This window comes from Serratia sp. JSRIV004 (assembly GCF_019968705.1).
Classification (GTDB): Bacteria; Pseudomonadota; Gammaproteobacteria; order Enterobacterales; family Enterobacteriaceae; genus Chania; species Chania fonticola_B.
The window spans coordinates 5,020,624-5,036,374 of the sequence record NZ_CP074140.1; the positions used below are offsets into that span (position 1 = coordinate 5,020,624).

Annotated in this window: 14 protein-coding genes; all 14 read right to left on the reverse strand. The window is 48.6% G+C overall.

The genetic code is table 11. The annotated features are described in order from the left end of the window. Positions 1-77: 77 nt before the first annotated feature. The 14 genes from KGP21_RS23855 to tssB are packed head-to-tail and all read right to left on the reverse strand — an operon-like array spanning position 78 to position 15,711. Complete coding sequence (locus tag KGP21_RS23855) at positions 78-3,665, reverse strand: type VI secretion protein IcmF/TssM N-terminal domain-containing protein (RefSeq protein ID WP_223498375.1); 3,588 nt, start codon at positions 3,663-3,665, stop codon at positions 78-80. Between the two features lie 6 nt (positions 3,666-3,671). Next, on the reverse strand, positions 3,672-4,286 hold the full coding sequence (locus tag KGP21_RS23860) for a DotU family type IV/VI secretion system protein (protein WP_024530838.1): 615 nt from the start codon (positions 4,284-4,286) through the stop codon (positions 3,672-3,674). Continuing rightward, positions 4,283-5,656, reverse strand: a complete 1,374-nt coding sequence (tssK, locus tag KGP21_RS23865; RefSeq protein WP_223498376.1) for a type VI secretion system baseplate subunit TssK — start codon at positions 5,654-5,656, stop codon at positions 4,283-4,285. The genes KGP21_RS23860 and tssK overlap by 4 nt, the downstream gene beginning before the upstream one ends. 10 nt (positions 5,657-5,666) lie before the next feature. Continuing rightward, the gene (locus tag KGP21_RS23870; protein WP_223498377.1) at positions 5,667-6,305 is read right to left on the reverse strand and encodes a type VI secretion lipoprotein TssJ; all 639 of its coding nucleotides are present in this window, start codon (positions 6,303-6,305) and stop codon (positions 5,667-5,669) included. Next, a complete protein-coding gene (tssA, locus tag KGP21_RS23875) occupies positions 6,302-7,381 on the reverse strand; it encodes a type VI secretion system protein TssA (protein ID WP_223498378.1) in 1,080 nt (359 codons plus the stop codon). Before tssA ends, KGP21_RS23870 begins: the two co-directional genes overlap by 4 nt. 3 nt (positions 7,382-7,384) lie before the next feature. Continuing rightward, positions 7,385-7,684, reverse strand: a complete 300-nt coding sequence (locus tag KGP21_RS23880) for a PAAR domain-containing protein (RefSeq protein ID WP_200863884.1) — start codon at positions 7,682-7,684, stop codon at positions 7,385-7,387. Continuing rightward, positions 7,684-8,151: a hypothetical protein gene (locus KGP21_RS23885; RefSeq protein ID WP_223498379.1), complete on the reverse strand. Its 468-nt coding sequence runs from the start codon at positions 8,149-8,151 to the stop codon at positions 7,684-7,686. Before KGP21_RS23885 ends, KGP21_RS23880 begins: the two co-directional genes overlap by 1 nt. Before the next feature lie 9 nt (positions 8,152-8,160). Further along, positions 8,161-10,059, reverse strand: a complete 1,899-nt coding sequence (locus KGP21_RS23890) for a type VI secretion system Vgr family protein (RefSeq protein WP_223498380.1) — start codon at positions 10,057-10,059, stop codon at positions 8,161-8,163. Between the two features lie 3 nt (positions 10,060-10,062). Continuing rightward, positions 10,063-10,998, reverse strand: a complete 936-nt coding sequence (gene tssG / locus KGP21_RS23895; RefSeq protein ID WP_223498381.1) for a type VI secretion system baseplate subunit TssG — start codon at positions 10,996-10,998, stop codon at positions 10,063-10,065. After that, positions 10,989-12,785: a type VI secretion system baseplate subunit TssF gene (tssF, locus tag KGP21_RS23900; RefSeq protein WP_223498382.1), complete on the reverse strand. Its 1,797-nt coding sequence runs from the start codon at positions 12,783-12,785 to the stop codon at positions 10,989-10,991. Before tssF ends, tssG begins: the two co-directional genes overlap by 10 nt. Further along, a complete protein-coding gene (locus KGP21_RS23905) occupies positions 12,782-13,192 on the reverse strand; it encodes a GPW/gp25 family protein (protein WP_223498383.1) in 411 nt (136 codons plus the stop codon). Before KGP21_RS23905 ends, tssF begins: the two co-directional genes overlap by 4 nt. Before the next feature lie 43 nt (positions 13,193-13,235). Next, positions 13,236-13,718 carry a hypothetical protein gene (locus KGP21_RS23910; RefSeq protein ID WP_021806329.1) on the reverse strand — a complete coding sequence of 161 codons (483 nt, stop codon included), beginning with the start codon at positions 13,716-13,718 and terminating at the stop codon, positions 13,236-13,238. A gap of 26 nt (positions 13,719-13,744) precedes the next feature. Then, positions 13,745-15,226, reverse strand: coding sequence for a type VI secretion system contractile sheath large subunit (tssC, locus tag KGP21_RS23915; RefSeq protein WP_021806330.1), 1,482 nt, complete (start codon positions 15,224-15,226; stop codon positions 13,745-13,747). Beyond that, positions 15,226-15,711 (reverse strand): type VI secretion system contractile sheath small subunit, encoded by a 486-nt coding sequence (gene tssB / locus KGP21_RS23920; protein WP_021806331.1) that lies wholly within the window; start codon positions 15,709-15,711, stop codon positions 15,226-15,228. Before tssB ends, tssC begins: the two co-directional genes overlap by 1 nt. Positions 15,712-15,751: the final 40 nt, after the last annotated feature.

Below are 15,751 nucleotides of genomic sequence, written 5' to 3' on the forward strand. Positions count from 1 at the left end.
GCAACAAGCTTGGATGCCTGCAATCATTCATTGTTCATATTAAAATTTAACGGTCTTAATTCCCCCTTATAAACAAGTCATCGGCAAATTGCCGCATTATCTGGAAGTAGGGAGAGTTTGCCCAAGAAGGCATCCCCAGATTTTTGTCTCTGAACCTGTTCGCTAACTTTCTGTTTTTGCTGCATCAGCTCGTCAATCAAATGTTCTATCTCCAGCCACTGTTTCCATGATTGCTGCAAGGGTTGCTGCTCAGAAAGCTTGAAACGGACCAACACATGTTTGATACCCTGTTCAGCCAGCATATGAGCGTTTTTATCAAAATCCTGAGTAGCAAACAGGACTTCCCCCTGTTTAAATTGTTCAAGAAAATCAGGCCAGGCACTAGCACCATCATAACGATATTGCACGCCAAAATCCGGGAATCGGACATCTAGATCGACCCTGTTGCATTGACCTGGCTGCCAGGTAAACTGCATCTGCTCAGCAAAGTTCATGCTGTCAAACCTGGTTGCCCCCTCTTTGCACCACAGAGTTAGCCGTGTGCCTGTTGGAAACACCCTGGTTCCCTCGGGTACGGTTACAGGTTCACTCACAATATCAATACTATGTACTTCATTCTCTAACGCGGCTTGCTGTTGTTTGAGCTGCATAATCTCTTCGGTGAGCGTAGCCAAACGGTCATCATTGTGCGTGCTCTGGCGATCTTGACGGTTCAGTATGTCGTCAGTGCTGAGTATATGACGCACCAAATTCAAGAATTCAGGCGTAACACTCAGTGTTTGCCCCTTAAACTCACCCAGTTGAGGCCCTTTGTCTGTAACAATGAACACCCCTTTTGCCGGCCCTTGCATAAAGTCGGTGATATATTGCCAAGCAAGTTTGCGTCGAGAAGCGTAGTCTTGCGAACTGGCGATCTTTCGCATCGGCCAGACAACGTTGCTTTGCCATGCAGTATTTAACCAACAACTGGAACGGGCTACCGCGTTAGCGAGCAGCATGCTGGCATCGCTTTTATACAGCGCCCAGACCGCATCGATACCAAGCTGTTGACGTTGCGGATTCAAAGTTTGGCGTAAGCTTTCGTAGTTTGTGAAGAGCGTAATCAATGGATTGCTGTTTTTAAACTCAGACTCAGGCGTAAACAGGCCGTTGGTGAGATCTGAACTCAACGAGGCGGTGCCAAGAGCCTTATGAGCCGCCGCACTCAGCGCCACCTGCCACATCTCCCAAGCATGGGCCTGCTCGTTCAAGGAGGGGGCTGGTATAAGGTTTTTTGTGCCATGAAACCACCTCGCCAAAGCATTTCTCATCCTTGTATCCGTCTCTTGTAGTTTCAGAAGAGACTCTCCCCCAGATGTCATGGATTGTAGCCTCCCCAACCGACGCAGCTCGTTCAGCCATTGTAGCCTCCCCAACCGACGCAGCTCGTTCAGCCAAGGTTGAGCCTCTTCTGTCGGAATATCGGCCAATTCATCGCGAATACGCTGTGCAAACCGCATAGCAGGACTCTCCCCTTGGCTAAAGGCGATAAGTTGACTCTGAGATTGATAGTGGGGTTTGATGTTTTGCAACGTCTGTGAGGCGCCTAACAACAGTTGCCTCCAAGCATCCTGACGCTTGGCCGGAAGCGTTTCAACAAAACGCAGTAAAAGGGGATCGGGCTGTTTTAAATGGCTCGCACGATCGAGCAGTGCTACCCACTGCCTGATACGCACGTCGCCTTCACGAGTCCAGACCCCGGACAGTGACGAGAGCATAGTATTTTGTTGCCAAATATCCTTGAGCTGGAGAGCAGGTAATGATGCTTCGGGTGCCAATAGGCGTGGCGTATGCTTGATGCGTACACCATCTTCTGGTGTCCAGTTCCCGGATGGAATATGTAGCGGCCAAAAATCTGTGGTCTGAACAGCCGGTAACGAGGTTTCCGGTGCTAGTAGCCAATTCAAGGTGGGTTCATGGCTGAGCAATGTCGACAGCAAGCGCCGTAGCATGGCGATATGTTCTGCACCCGAAGGCTGCTGTATCATCCAGCGCTGGAGTGCCCATTTTTCCTGCTGCGATAAAGAGTGATCCGTTGAGACTAACTGCAATTCACTTATTGTGGTGTTCCTTTTCCCTAACTCCTCAAGCGTTGCGCCCTCTGCCATACTTTGCAAGGTGATGATAGTTTGTGCCAGCTCCAAAGCCATCTGGCGCTGGGTCACAGCTGAAGCTGTCATGAACCTCTGATGATAACGGGCCATCATTTGCGGTATGTTTGACAGGCGGGGCGATACTTTTGTCACCCATTGTTGTTCAACCTGTTGATGCTGCTCATTAAGCACCAGAGAGAATGGCCAATAGATTAACGGTGAATCATGGCGGCTTTCATTGCGCAGCAGCAGTTCCATCAGGGTGGGTGGTGCGAGTAACGAGCTATCATGGTGCATAAGCGCAGCACTTTTAATCGCACTGTAGCACAATGCGCCTGCACATCCCGACAGCAGCAGGCAGGTGAATGCCATTCTGCGCATTTTACTTTGCTGCCAGACAACTTCGCGAGAAAGGCTAAAAGCGGCGAAATGATGGGTAATCAGTTCCTGAACGAAATACGACGGGCGCTGACGTTGATTCTGAGTCTGCTCTTCGCTGATGGTGAACCACACTCCTGCGAGCGTTGCCTGGGTAAAGTAGGCGTCAGGCTCACAGAGGGATGTCAGAAATCCCCATAATGGAGCCTGTAATTGAGCAAAATTTTCAGGGAACTCAAGCAGTGCACACGGATTATCTACCGTCATCTGTGCACCTCCCATACTAATACGGGCAAGATCAAGCCCTTCTTTCAGTGCAGTAAACAAGGGGTGTAAGGTAGTGAGATCTTTACTGTCTATGTCAGGTGGCAAAGGCCAGTAATACCCGAGAGCCTGCTGTTGCTGGCTCTTGGAAAGAAGCCCGGCCCAGTGGCTGAAGGCGGGATACTTATCGCACTGGTTGATCGTGATATAGAGTGGAAGCTGATACTTGAACCTGCTGATTAGCGGCTCAAGTTGAATACGGATTTGGCGTGCTTTAAACTGTAACGCGTTAGCGTCGTTATTCATCAGGTCGCTGATAGAAATACCGATCACCACCCCTGCCGGCGGAGAAAACCTGGAGATCCAGCGGACCAACTGGAGCCAGCTCCGGTCAAGTTCGCCCTTGCCGCTTAAAAAACGACTGGAAAGGTCAAGAAAACAGACGCGTTGGAAAAACCACCACCGAAAAGTCTGTGTGGGGGCCACACCATGATCCTCCATGCGACTTGAAAGCATCGGCAGGCTGGCTCCTGTCAAGAGTGACGATTTACCACACCGATCGCCCATCATGATATACCAAGGGATCGACCGGTTTTTACGCTGAAGGAGCCTGACCGTCCTCGCACCGGACCGCCAGTTTTTGAACAGGACCTTTTCTCTGTGCGTCAGGCGGAACGCCTGGAAGTAACGGTGAATTTTTTTCTCTTTAATCACTAACGATACCCACAGTAGAGACGACCATGAGATCAATGCAACCAAGAGAACACTGAGCCAGACGATAAAAATCGTCGTGGTTTTCCAATTGAACGCTATTCCCGCAATGAAACAAAATAGCAGGATCAAGCATAAAAGCAGCAGCCAGCCTGCGAAAGCAAATAATTTTTTAAACATGTGATCTTATAAAAAATAAAGGGTCTGAACGAGTAAAAGGAAGCCATAAAACAACGTAATAGTCAGTAACGCCCACGCCATGCGATGTCTTTCCAATAGGGGGGATCGACGTTGGGGGATAGTGATTGGTGTGATCGCTTCATTGTTAGGCCATGCCTGCCAGCTTTTGGGCAGACAACGTTGTCTTTGCTGTTCAATCACGGTAGCAAGTTCGTCTGCATCCTGTGTACCATATTTCCCGTGAAAACCTCGTTGCAGACAAAACAGATAGACATTCCTTACCTGTTGGTGCACGTCTTCCAATTTATTCAATCGGTTGAAGAATTCATTGCCGCCGACGGTAGTCTGGAAGTATCGGAGTTGCATTAAGCTGGTACGCCAACGTGAGCTTTCGGGGTGTGCAGAACATAAAATACGTTCATCGAGCCAAACCACCACAGCAAACAGCGCGTCATCCCTTTCTCTGCCCGAAAGTTTCAACTGCCCTGCATCTTGTACGGCCTGCTCGAGTACCCTGATGCATTGCTGATGGAAATCGTCATAATCAGAGAAGTCTTCTGTCTGATGTTCAAACCGTGTAACCAAGGTGAAAACGGGGAGATAACAATCCAGTACTCTCATGATGACGGTGCCATAAACACGAGTTGTACCTGCAAATCATCCGGTGCCTCAGCCCAGTAAAAGGCAATATTCTGATATTGCTCGACGCTGTTCCACAGCAATTCATTCTGATTAAGCTGAAAATAAATCACATTTTTTGGGTTCGGAACGCCACGAGGTGGCGTAGTCATCATAGTGACCGTGATCCCTGGCAACGCATGCTGGATCAATCCGCCGATATTATGGCGGGGAGCAATTTTGAAGGCCGAGGTATCAGTGATCCATGAAGAAGAGGTTCCCTGCGTGTTTGAATTCAACAGCAGTAGCACCGACTGAGAAGGACGGGTAAGCAGCGCTGTAATATCGGCATGAAAAATACCTTGAACATCGGGGTGTAAGGAAATGTAAGTATTATTTTCCAGTACCAAACCGTTCAACTGGGTGATCAACGTCTTCTTCGCACTGTTGAAACAGTCCATTAAGCGGGAGTGATCATAAGGCAGCAATGTCGGCTCCCCCGTAAAAGAACAGATATCATTAAAAGAAGAAAGCTCACCGACTAATTGCGTCAACAAACCATACATGTGCCATGGATGTAAGGCTGGTGTTTTACAATAGTGGTTGTACAGGGGGAGTACCCGGTTTAATGAATGCATCACCAACAACGGCACCAGATTGTCCGAACGTCCCCCTGCACTTCGTCTTTCCGCCTGTTTGTACTCCTCGAGCCGGTGTGCTCTGCTGGCCAACTCCGCGAACAGTCCCTCAAGCATTCTTTTGAGTGTTGGGAAGCCACCCAGCGTGACAACCGGCGGACTGAATGCAGGATCCAGTATCACGCGGTCATTGTCTTGGCATAAGCGCAACAGAGGTAGAAACTCACAATCCCCCGCATTAGTTTTTTCATCTTCGCAGAGAATGCGAACATGGTAAACAAGCCGCGATATCTTGCTGTCAGGCCCGTGGTGATAAACATCTTTCATCACCTCATCGTTATTACTGATTATCCAACGGCTGTGGGCATGAGAGGCCATATCATTAGCTACATTAGCTTGCGTGGGATCAAAACGGCGCAGAGCTAGCCATAGCATGAAAGGTTTTTCACGCACCTTCCAGGTATCACGAAACGAGTAGGGTTCAACCCGGCAGTTACCTGGGTATTCCAGGTAATGCCCCGAGGGCAGAATGGCACGTAGATTATCGATTTTCAGTACAAAATCTGCCAGAGTTTCATGGTGGATATCCACACTGACAATCCCTGTGTTCCATGGCTGAGAAAGCTGTCGCTGCCGCGCCAGCATATGGCTGTGGTGTAAATCGATAGACTGGAAATGCTGAGGCTGAAGGTAAAGCCCTGAATACCAATAAACCTGTTGCTCTTCAGAATACATGTTACCTCTGTTACTTTGCTGACTCAGTGAGAGCTGCAGCGTGGTTCAATTTGTACAGGTCAGCCACCGATGTCAGAACTGCAGGGCTATATTCAGCGCCGTTGAGGCGGGTGATACTGTGGCTACCCAGCGTGATGCCTATTGTCAGCGGTGCAAGCGTTGGCTCTCTCGCTGGCATCCACCATCCCTGACGGGCTGCGGTGATAGGAATTGCCAACAATGCCGTGTGTTGTTTTCTGGGGAAGGGGTAATAACCCGCCACGATCGCAACTTGGCGGGTATTCGCACTGCGGTCAATATGCAACGTCGTCTGCTGGCCTGGCATCGCGACATAGCGGTCAACCTTTAACAGATCGTCCATAGCAACAGCACCACCAAATAGGTTTTTAAGCTGTGTCGGGTTTGAGAGCAACGAGTTGAGTGAACTTGCGTTCTGAGCCTGGATCACTAGTAATGTGCAACTGTTGGCCATCCAGTTCCAGGTATTAAGCCCAGGTTCAGCTGTCACATTCAGTGTGATTGCTCCTGCCGAAAAAGGTGCTGCAGCTTGCGTTATCGTTTGAGGCTCCGTCGGTCCTGAACGCGGATCAGCACAAGCGCTCAGGAAAAAAACCAGAGTAACCATCAATAAAGAAGTTAGGACAGTCATGAATTCTCTTGTCCTTTTAATACATAGTTAATATCACGCAGGCTGTTACTGTCGGTGAGCATTTCATCCAACCATTCCGTCAGTGTCATATTTGCCCAACGGGCAGCACGCTCCATCAGGAAGGGGACAGGGCTTGAGGGTTCGGTTTGTCGGAAGAAGTTTGCAATATCCAACATCTGGCTGATGGCAATATTCCGCGACATTCCTTGCTTGTCAGTGGGCAACCTATATTGGGTAATGACATCAATGCTCGGGCTTTCGCTCGGCGCTATAGCATCCACGTGGCTCACATCGCTGCCGACAGGCATGTACTGTTGCATCATACGATGCAGAAAATTCAGCATATCGATTAAGGTCTGACGGGTTTGACTAAAGAGGGTATGGTTTTCCTCTTGGGTGAGTGATACATAGCACTCATCCAATTCGTTGAGTTGTCCAAGTATCCCTGTCAATCGCTCTGTCTGCGGCCTGAGGTTGCTCACTGAAAATGAGCCACTTTGCAGTTCAAAGCTCGCGAGCGTGAAATCCCCTTCCGCCATGATCAACTCATCTTGCGAGTGTGGCTTGAAAGACACCTTTTGTTCAAATGCCAGCACTTTGCGCCAGTGTGCCAGCGAAGATGACTCATGCTGCAGAAGCGGAAAGGTATACAGAAACTGACTAATGTCGCGGTCAAGCCTGCTGAGCTTTGCGTAACGGATGGATGCGCCCTCCTCATCGAGTTCTGGCCAACAGTGCAACCAGAAACGTGTCATAAACTCGCTAAGAAAACGCAGTCCGACCGCAATACCCTCAATGCCTTGTAAATGGGTCTGCGCTTCAACCAACCAGCAGCCCAGTTGGAGATCTTTGCTCTCACGCACCAGAGCCAGTGAACAAAGCTTATGCACCTTTTCCCAGTCAGCACGGCGTGGCACTGAAGCCGTCCATTCGCCGTCGTATAAATAGTCTGGGTCACTTTCCCGCGCTTGACGGATGTCGTCATAGATCGGTTCATATTCAAGGCAGTTACCCTTAGGGTTTTCCGGGGTGATTGGCAAGAGTAACGCGGTCATGTCGAGTTCAATTGATAACATCGTTTATCCCAGTAGCACATGAGTTGAACCGGTGGTAATTATGCCGCCATGGGCACAAGCATCTCCCAGACGAGCTGCTGGCTTGTTACCAATGAGCACCTTTGTGCTCCCCGCCACGATGCTGTCTTGAGGGCCGGTACAAACAGCCAGGCTACCGACTGTCGCAGCAGGCTGTCCCTCAATCAGTACCGTTGATACACCAGGTGCGATGATGGGCCCACCAATGTGTGGGATCGGAGGCAAACCGGGGGATACCTTGGGACATACATGCATATCTGAAATACGGGCTGCGGGCTGTGCCATTATTTATTTTCCTGATTAATCCATTGTGTTAACAAATTACGTGCACCTTCATCTGGGTTATCTATGCTTTGAATAACCCACATAAGTAACATGCAATGGCACATCTGCCGACTAAGCTGAGGGACGGGAAAAATCGGCTCAAGTCCTTCCGGACTCATACTCCCCTCGCTCCAAAACAACGAAAGACCAAGTGCACCTGCCGGTGTATCAAAACCCTGAGCCTCCGCCAGATGAAAGATCCGCCATCGCAGCGCATCACTTTTCTGGACAGGCCAACGGCGTATTTGATCAAGCAACTGGCCATCACTCGCTTGTTCTAGCGCAACTATCTCGGCTAACCAGACACATAACCTGGCTGGGGCAACCTGCTCTGTCCACAGTTGAAGGGCCTGTTCCCACCGCCCAGTGTTGACAAGCTGTAACGCTTCAGAGCCCCAGGCAGAGGGGTAAATAAGATGTTCTGACATTGTCATTCTTTAACCAATGTTGATGATCCCACCTTGGATCCGCACCATACCTTTGCCCATAATCTGGGCCATCGCACCTTTTAGCTCCGTTATTGCAGCCCCGTCGATTTTGATGATATTGCCACTGAGAGTGATGCCTACTGGCGTCAGGGCGATCTGGGAAGAACCCACTTTCAGCGTAATCGATTGATTTGATTCGATAACACAGGCTTTTTTGGTGTTGATGCTGCAGCCCGTGGTTGTGAGGGCGTAATTACCGTACACCTGCTGCTGCAAATGACCTTTTTTCAGTATTAAAGTCTCATTACCTTCCACAATCTCGGTGTCACGATCGGCGCCGATTTTGCAAATCACTTTACGGCTCACCAGGCTAGTCCAGTCATTTTTTACCGTCAGCTGTAAGTCTTTTTGGGCAGTCATAGTCAGTTTCTCTTCGCCTTTCGTATCGTTAAAGCTCAGACGATGCCCTTCCTCCATACCGCCCTTGCTGGAGCTTCGCGATACGAACCCAGACTCATTTTTTTCTCCCGGAAGGGGGAAGGGGGGGTTATTCTCACCGTTGTAAACGGTGCCAATGACCAGTGGAAAATCAGGATTACCCTGAATAAAGCTGACGAGTACCTCACTGCCAATGCGCGGTAAAAATTGCCCACCAAATCGATTACCTGTCCAAGGCTGGGAGACGCGGACCCAACAAGAGCTGGTGTGGTTATGCTGGTTTTCGTTATCCCATGGGAATTGGATTTTGATACGGCCATATTCGTCGGTGTGTATCTCTTCGGAGGTAGGGCCCACCACTCTGGCTGTCAAAACGCCTGCAATCTCTCTTGACTGATGGGTGCAAATCGGCCGCCAAACGACACTGTCATGCAATGCGTGGATCGTGCTGTTGCAGTGACTGGTCTTTTGCTCAAAATTATTGGTAGCATCGATAGTCAGTTCGTGAATACGAAAACGGCCATTATCCGTCGGGTGCTCCGTAAATTCGAAGACTTCTCCGCAACTGAGCCAATGTGCATTTACCTGTGCCTCGAAAAAACGGGTGTTGGTTTCATAGGCCTCGATAATTTTTTTTGTCATGCCAATAACCTGGTCGCGTTCACCCTGCGGCGTAATGTCTGTGCGGGTCACGTGATGAGCGCGAGGGTATTCGCTCCTGGATGTTAACTTGTGTGAAATACGGGCGGCTTGTTGCGCGTTATACCCCGTCAGCATTACGGCATCGGGAATAAGTGAGGAACACGAGGACCAGCGGTCAATATTCCCCGCTGTCAGTATTTTGCCATGGTGATGCCAACACAGCGTGGAGGAGCTTGTGGGGTGCCCAGACGGATGGTCAGCTAGAACCAATTGATGTTGTGCTTCACTATGTGTGAAAAAGTAATAAATACCCTCCTCTTCCAAAAGGCGGCAGATAAAATCGAAGTCGGATTCCCGATACTGCATACAGTATTCGCGCTTCGAGTACATGCTCCGCAATTGTATATCTACTGCGGTGATGTGATGCTCGCTGAGCAGTGAGCTGACGATATCCGGCACTGAAATATTCTGCCAGATACGCATCGACCTGCCCAGGCGCAACAGCGCGAAAGCAGGTTCCAACGTTAACGTACACAGCCTCTGATTATCTCTGTCTCGATGACAATTGATCTGCGTGATAACACCGTGCACATGTCGTCGAGGCCATTGATTTCCCTCTGTGCCAATTTGGCAGGACACGGATTTCCCGTGCAGAGCCGCTATTTCTTTTTCATCCAGTTCGGTCAAAGAGCGCAACTGGTAGTGAAAAGGGGCAGAAATTGACTCCTTACCCGTTAAAGAGAGCAGGAGCAAGTCATCAGCAACGGCACCTTTCCAGTGCAGAAAGTGGCAGTGTTGCATTTCTCTAAATTGTGTTTTTACACTCATCTTTCAGTTTCCTATTAAAGAGTGACAAACCGGCAGACAAACCTGACGTACCGACATTGCCTCACTCTGGCTAATGGAGGCACTGAATCCGAGTTGACCTGTGCCAAGAGGAACCGCTTTGCTATGACTTATTTCGAGATAAATAGAGAAGTCCAGCACCGGGCCAACGTATTCACGGATACGTTGCCAGATTTCCTGATAGTATTTTCCTTGTGGAACGAAATGTTGCGCCGCAGTCTGCTCTATTGGCCCTAATATCACGTTGAAATGAGACTGGATATCCCAACGCACAGAACCAATCATTGGAGCGTTTTCCAGTTTCTGATCCACGTGGCCTAAACGACAGCGCTCTATTTCACTGAGCGGTAACCATTTGCCGGCAAATGGGCGAATTTGCACAGGGACGTTGAAGTAATGACCGAGCCAAGCCTCCAGGTTAACGACGGTCCTTACCGGTGAGGAAAAAAGGTGCGTGTATCGTTCTGATGCTGTCGTCAGTGGCCCCGTACAAGCCTGTGCAATCTGTTGCACAAGGGGCCTGGCCTCAAATTCGGCCTGCGCATAGAAATGGTTCTTTTGCCATGCCAGGTAATCGAGACAATAAAGTCTATGATCAAACATATTCAGAAAGGCTTTGGCACTGTCGTCACCATAGCGGTAATGGCGCTCTATCATCCACTCAGTGTAGGCCGTTGGTAACGCCCCCTGCCCCCCCGTCAGTCCATGTTGCCACAAGGTGACGCAGAGTCGCTCCTCCGATAATTGACGTGCGATACTCGCCACCTGGCCGTCGGTTTTTTTCAGTGAAAGCGTCGATGTCAGCGACAACTTCCTGTCCAGAATCTCAAGCATGGGCGTTTTGCCATCACGCAGTTTGCGCAGCAACACTCTGATCTGCTGATAGAAACTGAATTTGCTGGTGATGCGCGTTAAATCCACGATAGTCTCCCTACCCGGATCGGATAAGTGTGGCGAGTATACGGCTCATTTTCGATGATAGTGGTCACGCGACTGAAGCTGTTGACGGGCGCGTAGAGGCCGAGGAAATGGTCTAGAAAACAGCACAGTAGATAATATTCCGGCTCGTGGAGCATGTCCTGATGGAAAACAAGTGTCAGTTCGATGCCCCTAGCCAGCGAATGCGGATCATTGCCATTCAGGCGCGCAGTCACCGGCTGTACCTCAATGCGCAGCAGCATGTCAATCATACGGGTGATCTGCGGAAGCTCCTGGACGTTATAGAGCATTAAAGTTTCGCGTAAAATATTCGCCCCATCCGTGCTGCCAAGTGACATATGATTGATTGAGAGTTGTGAAATCAGGCGCCACTGCACCGCATTGCTAGCAGGCGGCATAATGGGACGGGTTGGCCGGTTCAACGCGAGGATTTTTATCCCGGCAAGTGGCATATCTGCGTCAAAATCGCCTTCTGGGTGGCCATTTTTCATCTGGCTAGGGAGTGAGTGATTGGTGCATGAAAGGCTGATCGTAACGATATCTGCATCTGATGTAACAACTTCGGCGGTGGTATTGGCAAAAGCAATAAACACCTTGTTATCCGTTCCGTTCGCTGTCACGGTTTGACGCTGAAAACTTTGCCAGTAAATACCGGAGCCCTCCGCCTGGCGCGTATGCTGGATACCAAACAACGGAAGTATTGGGCGCATGACGATATTGTCATGCTGCTTAGTTTGAGCAATCACATCGTTGATGGCCCAGATATCAATCTGATCCTGCCTGCGAATATCCGGGATCACCGGGTATTCTGCCGTACCTTCATTAAGCATGATAGGCTCAGCACATTGTGCAAACAGGTTCACCGCTGGCGTACAGTGCAGTCTGAAGAAGTTCTCATCAATGAGTCCAGCCAGCTTTTCCAGATGAGGCGCCAGATGAGTGCGGTTGAACACGACGTCCAGTTCAAACGTCGTATTGGCCGAAGCCCTGAACTGTTTGGGTAGCTGTAAATCCAAAAAATGAAACTTTTGTGGGAAACAGAAATACTCCTGTAGCAAGGCGTAAATAGATGCTATTCGTGGGTCTTTGGCCAACACGCCTTCTTGAGCCTGAAATCCCACCGGATTCACCGAATTGGGTTTGAGAGAATAATGCTGCTCACCATAATGCAGGCTCAGCGTTTTTATGGCTGAACAGAGCAGGGTATAGATCATATTCACGGCATTACTGGGGCCATGTAGAAATACGCGTAGATTGTCCCCATTGACAGTGGCTCCAGACCAAACATCAAATCGCAGATGCAGACACCAATTCAAGCTGTTTTTATCGAAAAAAAACCGTGCATTGTTGATCGCAAGAGGTTGTAGCGTTACGGCGTAAACGGTTTGAAACTGGCAGACTGCCTCGCTAATGTGACGTGAAAACAGCGACGTTCCAGCGGGAATCGTCGTCTTTTCAGTTATGCCACTTTTCAACCGATCTGGCTCAACAGCCACAATACACGTAGACGGGATAGGCCTGAGAAACTGAGGAGCCAGTGTAGTGAGAAGCGCTTGAGCCACTTCAGGCATATCGTCATCTAATCGTTGGTGGATCCGCGCGGTTAATAAGGCAAAAGATTCGATGAGCCTTTCAACATGAGGATCTTCCGATCCTCCGTCAACCATGCCTAACCGTCTGGCAATTTTAGGGAAACGCTGGGCAAAGACTTTGCCATGCTGCTTCAAAAAAACCAGCTCCTTCTGGTAGTACAAGAGCAGCTTATTCATACGAGTGAAATCCTACTGGCACACTCATCCCATACCAGTTGAAACAACATGGGTTCTTCCCGATACTGCGCCTGTATGTCAAACATAACCTTGGCCGTCTGACGAGAACCTGCCTTGACCGCAACATGAGTAAGCCTGGGTTCAAAGCGATGTAATGCATTTTTTATTCTCTGCTCAATAACCCGTTTCTGTTGTTCAAATTCAGTCAACTGCGTCACAGAGGCGTTAATGCCATAATTTAAGACAGAACAGTTAACCAAAGAAATATCCTCAAGAAACGCTAAGCGTGAGCATGAAGAAAAAAGCATCCCCAGTTCATTTAACAACCAATTGTTATTTTCCTCAAGGAACGAGTCCTCCTCCCTATCCGGGTTGTTATCGCTCAGGCGCAGCAATAGTGACGGCATTTTACACTCTCAAAAAAAATGGATCTGCACTGCATTCACGTTATTATTTAAGGGATTTTTCTGGAATGTCATATTTAATTGGGCCGATTTTATCCAGACTGGTATCCATCGCATTAGGCACGTTAAAGGTCACCTCAACCATCCCCTCAAAATCGAAAGCAATGTTCATAAAGAGTTTTTCACGCATTTCAAAGCGTATGTAATTAATATTACAGTCATTATAAACTGTACGTTGTATTTCATAATCCTGATCAAAATGATCTGAACCACGATGAACAATGGTTATTGTGATTTTTTTATAGCCACGTTGTAAGTATTTTTCATACAAGTTGCTGCTATCCTTTGTCACCAGAATAGAAGCATGGACAGATTCAAAGTGGGCACCATCTTTACCCGAATAGGTGGAAAGCCCCTCCGGAGAATAAGCCTCCATCCAGTTTTTGTATTTCTTTTCTTCAGAAGAACCAGAGACCACTTTATTGTCAATTTTAATTTCAATAAACTGACAGTCTTTCAACTTTGCCATTATGAATATCCAATACATTAATGATGTTAAATACTGACTGTTGCAGGTAAGTTTGCGACTAATCGCAAAGACATACTTAAACCTTCAAGCTGGAAGTGGGGTTTTAGATAAGCAATGGCACGGTAAGTACCAGGAAACCCCGGTACTTCAACAACTTCAACACTGGCCTCGCGTAACGGATGTCGGGCTTTGGTTTCCGGCCCTGCATTATCTGAAGCGACAACGTACTGCATGAGCCATTTCTGCAAATACTCCTCACATTCATTACGCGACATAAAACTGCCTACTTTGTCCCGCACGATAGATTTCAGGTAATGAGCAAAACGCGATGTCGCCAGAATATATTGTAGCTGTGTAGAAAGATGGGCGTTGATATTTGCCTGTTCAGAATTATATTCACGCGGTTTGTTGACCGATTGCACCGCAAAGAACGCGGCATAATCCGTCCCTTTACAATGCACCAAAGGAATGAAACCAAGGTCAGATAACTCTTTCTCTCTGCGGTCAGAGATGGCGATTTGTGTTGGGCACTGCATCAAACGCTCGCCGTTTTCCGCGATGTAATGGTACGCCGGCAGCGCGTCAACCAGCCCTCCCCCCTCCACGCCTCGGATCGAGGCACACCAGCCGTACTCTTCAAAGGATTGTACGATACGCCCCGCCAATTCATAGGCAGAGTTAACCCACAGGTAGTCAGAACCCACCGCATCTTCACGCAGGTACTCAGTAAAATTGAAGGTGTCGACACTCACTGTTCTTGCCCCGTAAGGCATCCGCCCGAGGACTTGGGGAAGTGTCAAGCCGATGTAACGGCTATCCTCTTTTTGCCGAAAAGAACGCCAGCGGGCGTAATCACTGGTTTCGAAAAGCTTTGCCAGATTGCGTGGTGCCTGCATTTCAGAAAAATTGTTCATCGACAGCATTCCGGGCGCAATAGCGCTCAGAAAAGGGGCATGCGCCGCAGCAGCAACATGGGAAATGTGCTCCAGCAGCTCAATATCCTGGGGGGTATTATCGAATTGAAAATCGCCGATAAATGCAGCAAAAGGCACGCCACCAAATGTGCCATATTCACTTTCATACACACATTTAAACAAGGTCGATTGGTCAAAGTCAGAAGCGGACTTAAAATCTTTGCTTAAATCACGCTTGGTACATTGCAACAATCGAATCTGAGTATTCTCGGTAGCGCTTGCCTGTACGAGTTTATGCAGCCCGCGCCAGGATGACTCTTTACGCTGAAATTCCGGTGCATGAATGATGAGACTGATTTGTCTGGACAGAAGTTCATCAATTGCAGCAATGCGACCTTCAATACTCCCAATAAGATCACTTGAAACCACAATTGCACCAGAAACGACTTCCGTCAGGAAATGACGGAGCTGCGTTTGCATACGATGCCGATCAGATTCTCGCCGGATCGCCTGAGTGTTATCAATGACTTGGTTCAAATAACCCTCGTTAACCACAGCAGGCATGCTCCGTAACAATTCGGATTCGATAGTCATCACTCACCATCCTTTGTTTGACTTGATACTGATGAGATAAGCTTGGGTTGCTGTAGCAACGTGAGCAGATGTTCTTTCAACATTTCATTACCGGCAGCACGGTTACGTAGATCGCACAAAATCTCCCGCAGCTCGACAAGTTTTCGTAGTGGCTCAATTTGCCCAGCAATATGATCTGGCGAGAAATCGTCAATATGGTTAAAGACCAGGGAAACCGACAGTTTCCCCTCTTTGCCCGGCAACACGCTATCGACAAGAAACTCACCCTCTGGCCTCATTGACGACATGATCTCGCTGAAATTATCCTTATTGATATTAAGGAACTTACGTTCACGCAACGTATTGTCAGGCTGTGTAAAATCACCAAGTACACCGATCACCAAAGGTAACTCTTTAATCTTTTGTTCATCGCCTATTTCTACGTCGTATGTAATCTGTACCCTAGGGGACTTATCTTTATTTAATTTGTGCTGTGTGCTGCTCATATGTGGTTCTACAAATAAGTGACAGGTTGAAATGTCGACA

Excerpts from the sequence above, each read along its gene's own strand:
- KGP21_RS23855 (WP_223498375.1), bottom strand. The coding sequence starts at position 3,665 with ATGTTTAAAAAATTATTTGCTTTCGCAGGCTGGCTGCTGCTTTTATGC.
- KGP21_RS23860 (WP_024530838.1), bottom strand. The coding sequence starts at position 4,286 with ATGAGAGTACTGGATTGTTATCTCCCCGTTTTCACCTTGGTTACACGG.
- tssK (WP_223498376.1), bottom strand. The coding sequence starts at position 5,656 with ATGTATTCTGAAGAGCAACAGGTTTATTGGTATTCAGGGCTTTACCTT.
- KGP21_RS23870 (WP_223498377.1), bottom strand. The coding sequence starts at position 6,305 with ATGACTGTCCTAACTTCTTTATTGATGGTTACTCTGGTTTTTTTCCTG.
- tssA (WP_223498378.1), bottom strand. The coding sequence starts at position 7,381 with ATGTTATCAATTGAACTCGACATGACCGCGTTACTCTTGCCAATCACC.
- KGP21_RS23880 (WP_200863884.1), bottom strand. The coding sequence starts at position 7,684 with ATGGCACAGCCCGCAGCCCGTATTTCAGATATGCATGTATGTCCCAAG.
- KGP21_RS23885 (WP_223498379.1), bottom strand. The coding sequence starts at position 8,151 with ATGTCAGAACATCTTATTTACCCCTCTGCCTGGGGCTCTGAAGCGTTA.
- KGP21_RS23890 (WP_223498380.1), bottom strand. The coding sequence starts at position 10,059 with ATGAGTGTAAAAACACAATTTAGAGAAATGCAACACTGCCACTTTCTG.
- tssF (WP_223498382.1), bottom strand. The coding sequence starts at position 12,785 with ATGAATAAGCTGCTCTTGTACTACCAGAAGGAGCTGGTTTTTTTGAAG.
- KGP21_RS23905 (WP_223498383.1), bottom strand. The coding sequence starts at position 13,192 with ATGCCGTCACTATTGCTGCGCCTGAGCGATAACAACCCGGATAGGGAG.
- KGP21_RS23910 (WP_021806329.1), bottom strand. The coding sequence starts at position 13,718 with ATGGCAAAGTTGAAAGACTGTCAGTTTATTGAAATTAAAATTGACAAT.
- tssC (WP_021806330.1), bottom strand. The coding sequence starts at position 15,226 with ATGACTATCGAATCCGAATTGTTACGGAGCATGCCTGCTGTGGTTAAC.
- tssB (WP_021806331.1), bottom strand. The coding sequence starts at position 15,711 with ATGAGCAGCACACAGCACAAATTAAATAAAGATAAGTCCCCTAGGGTA.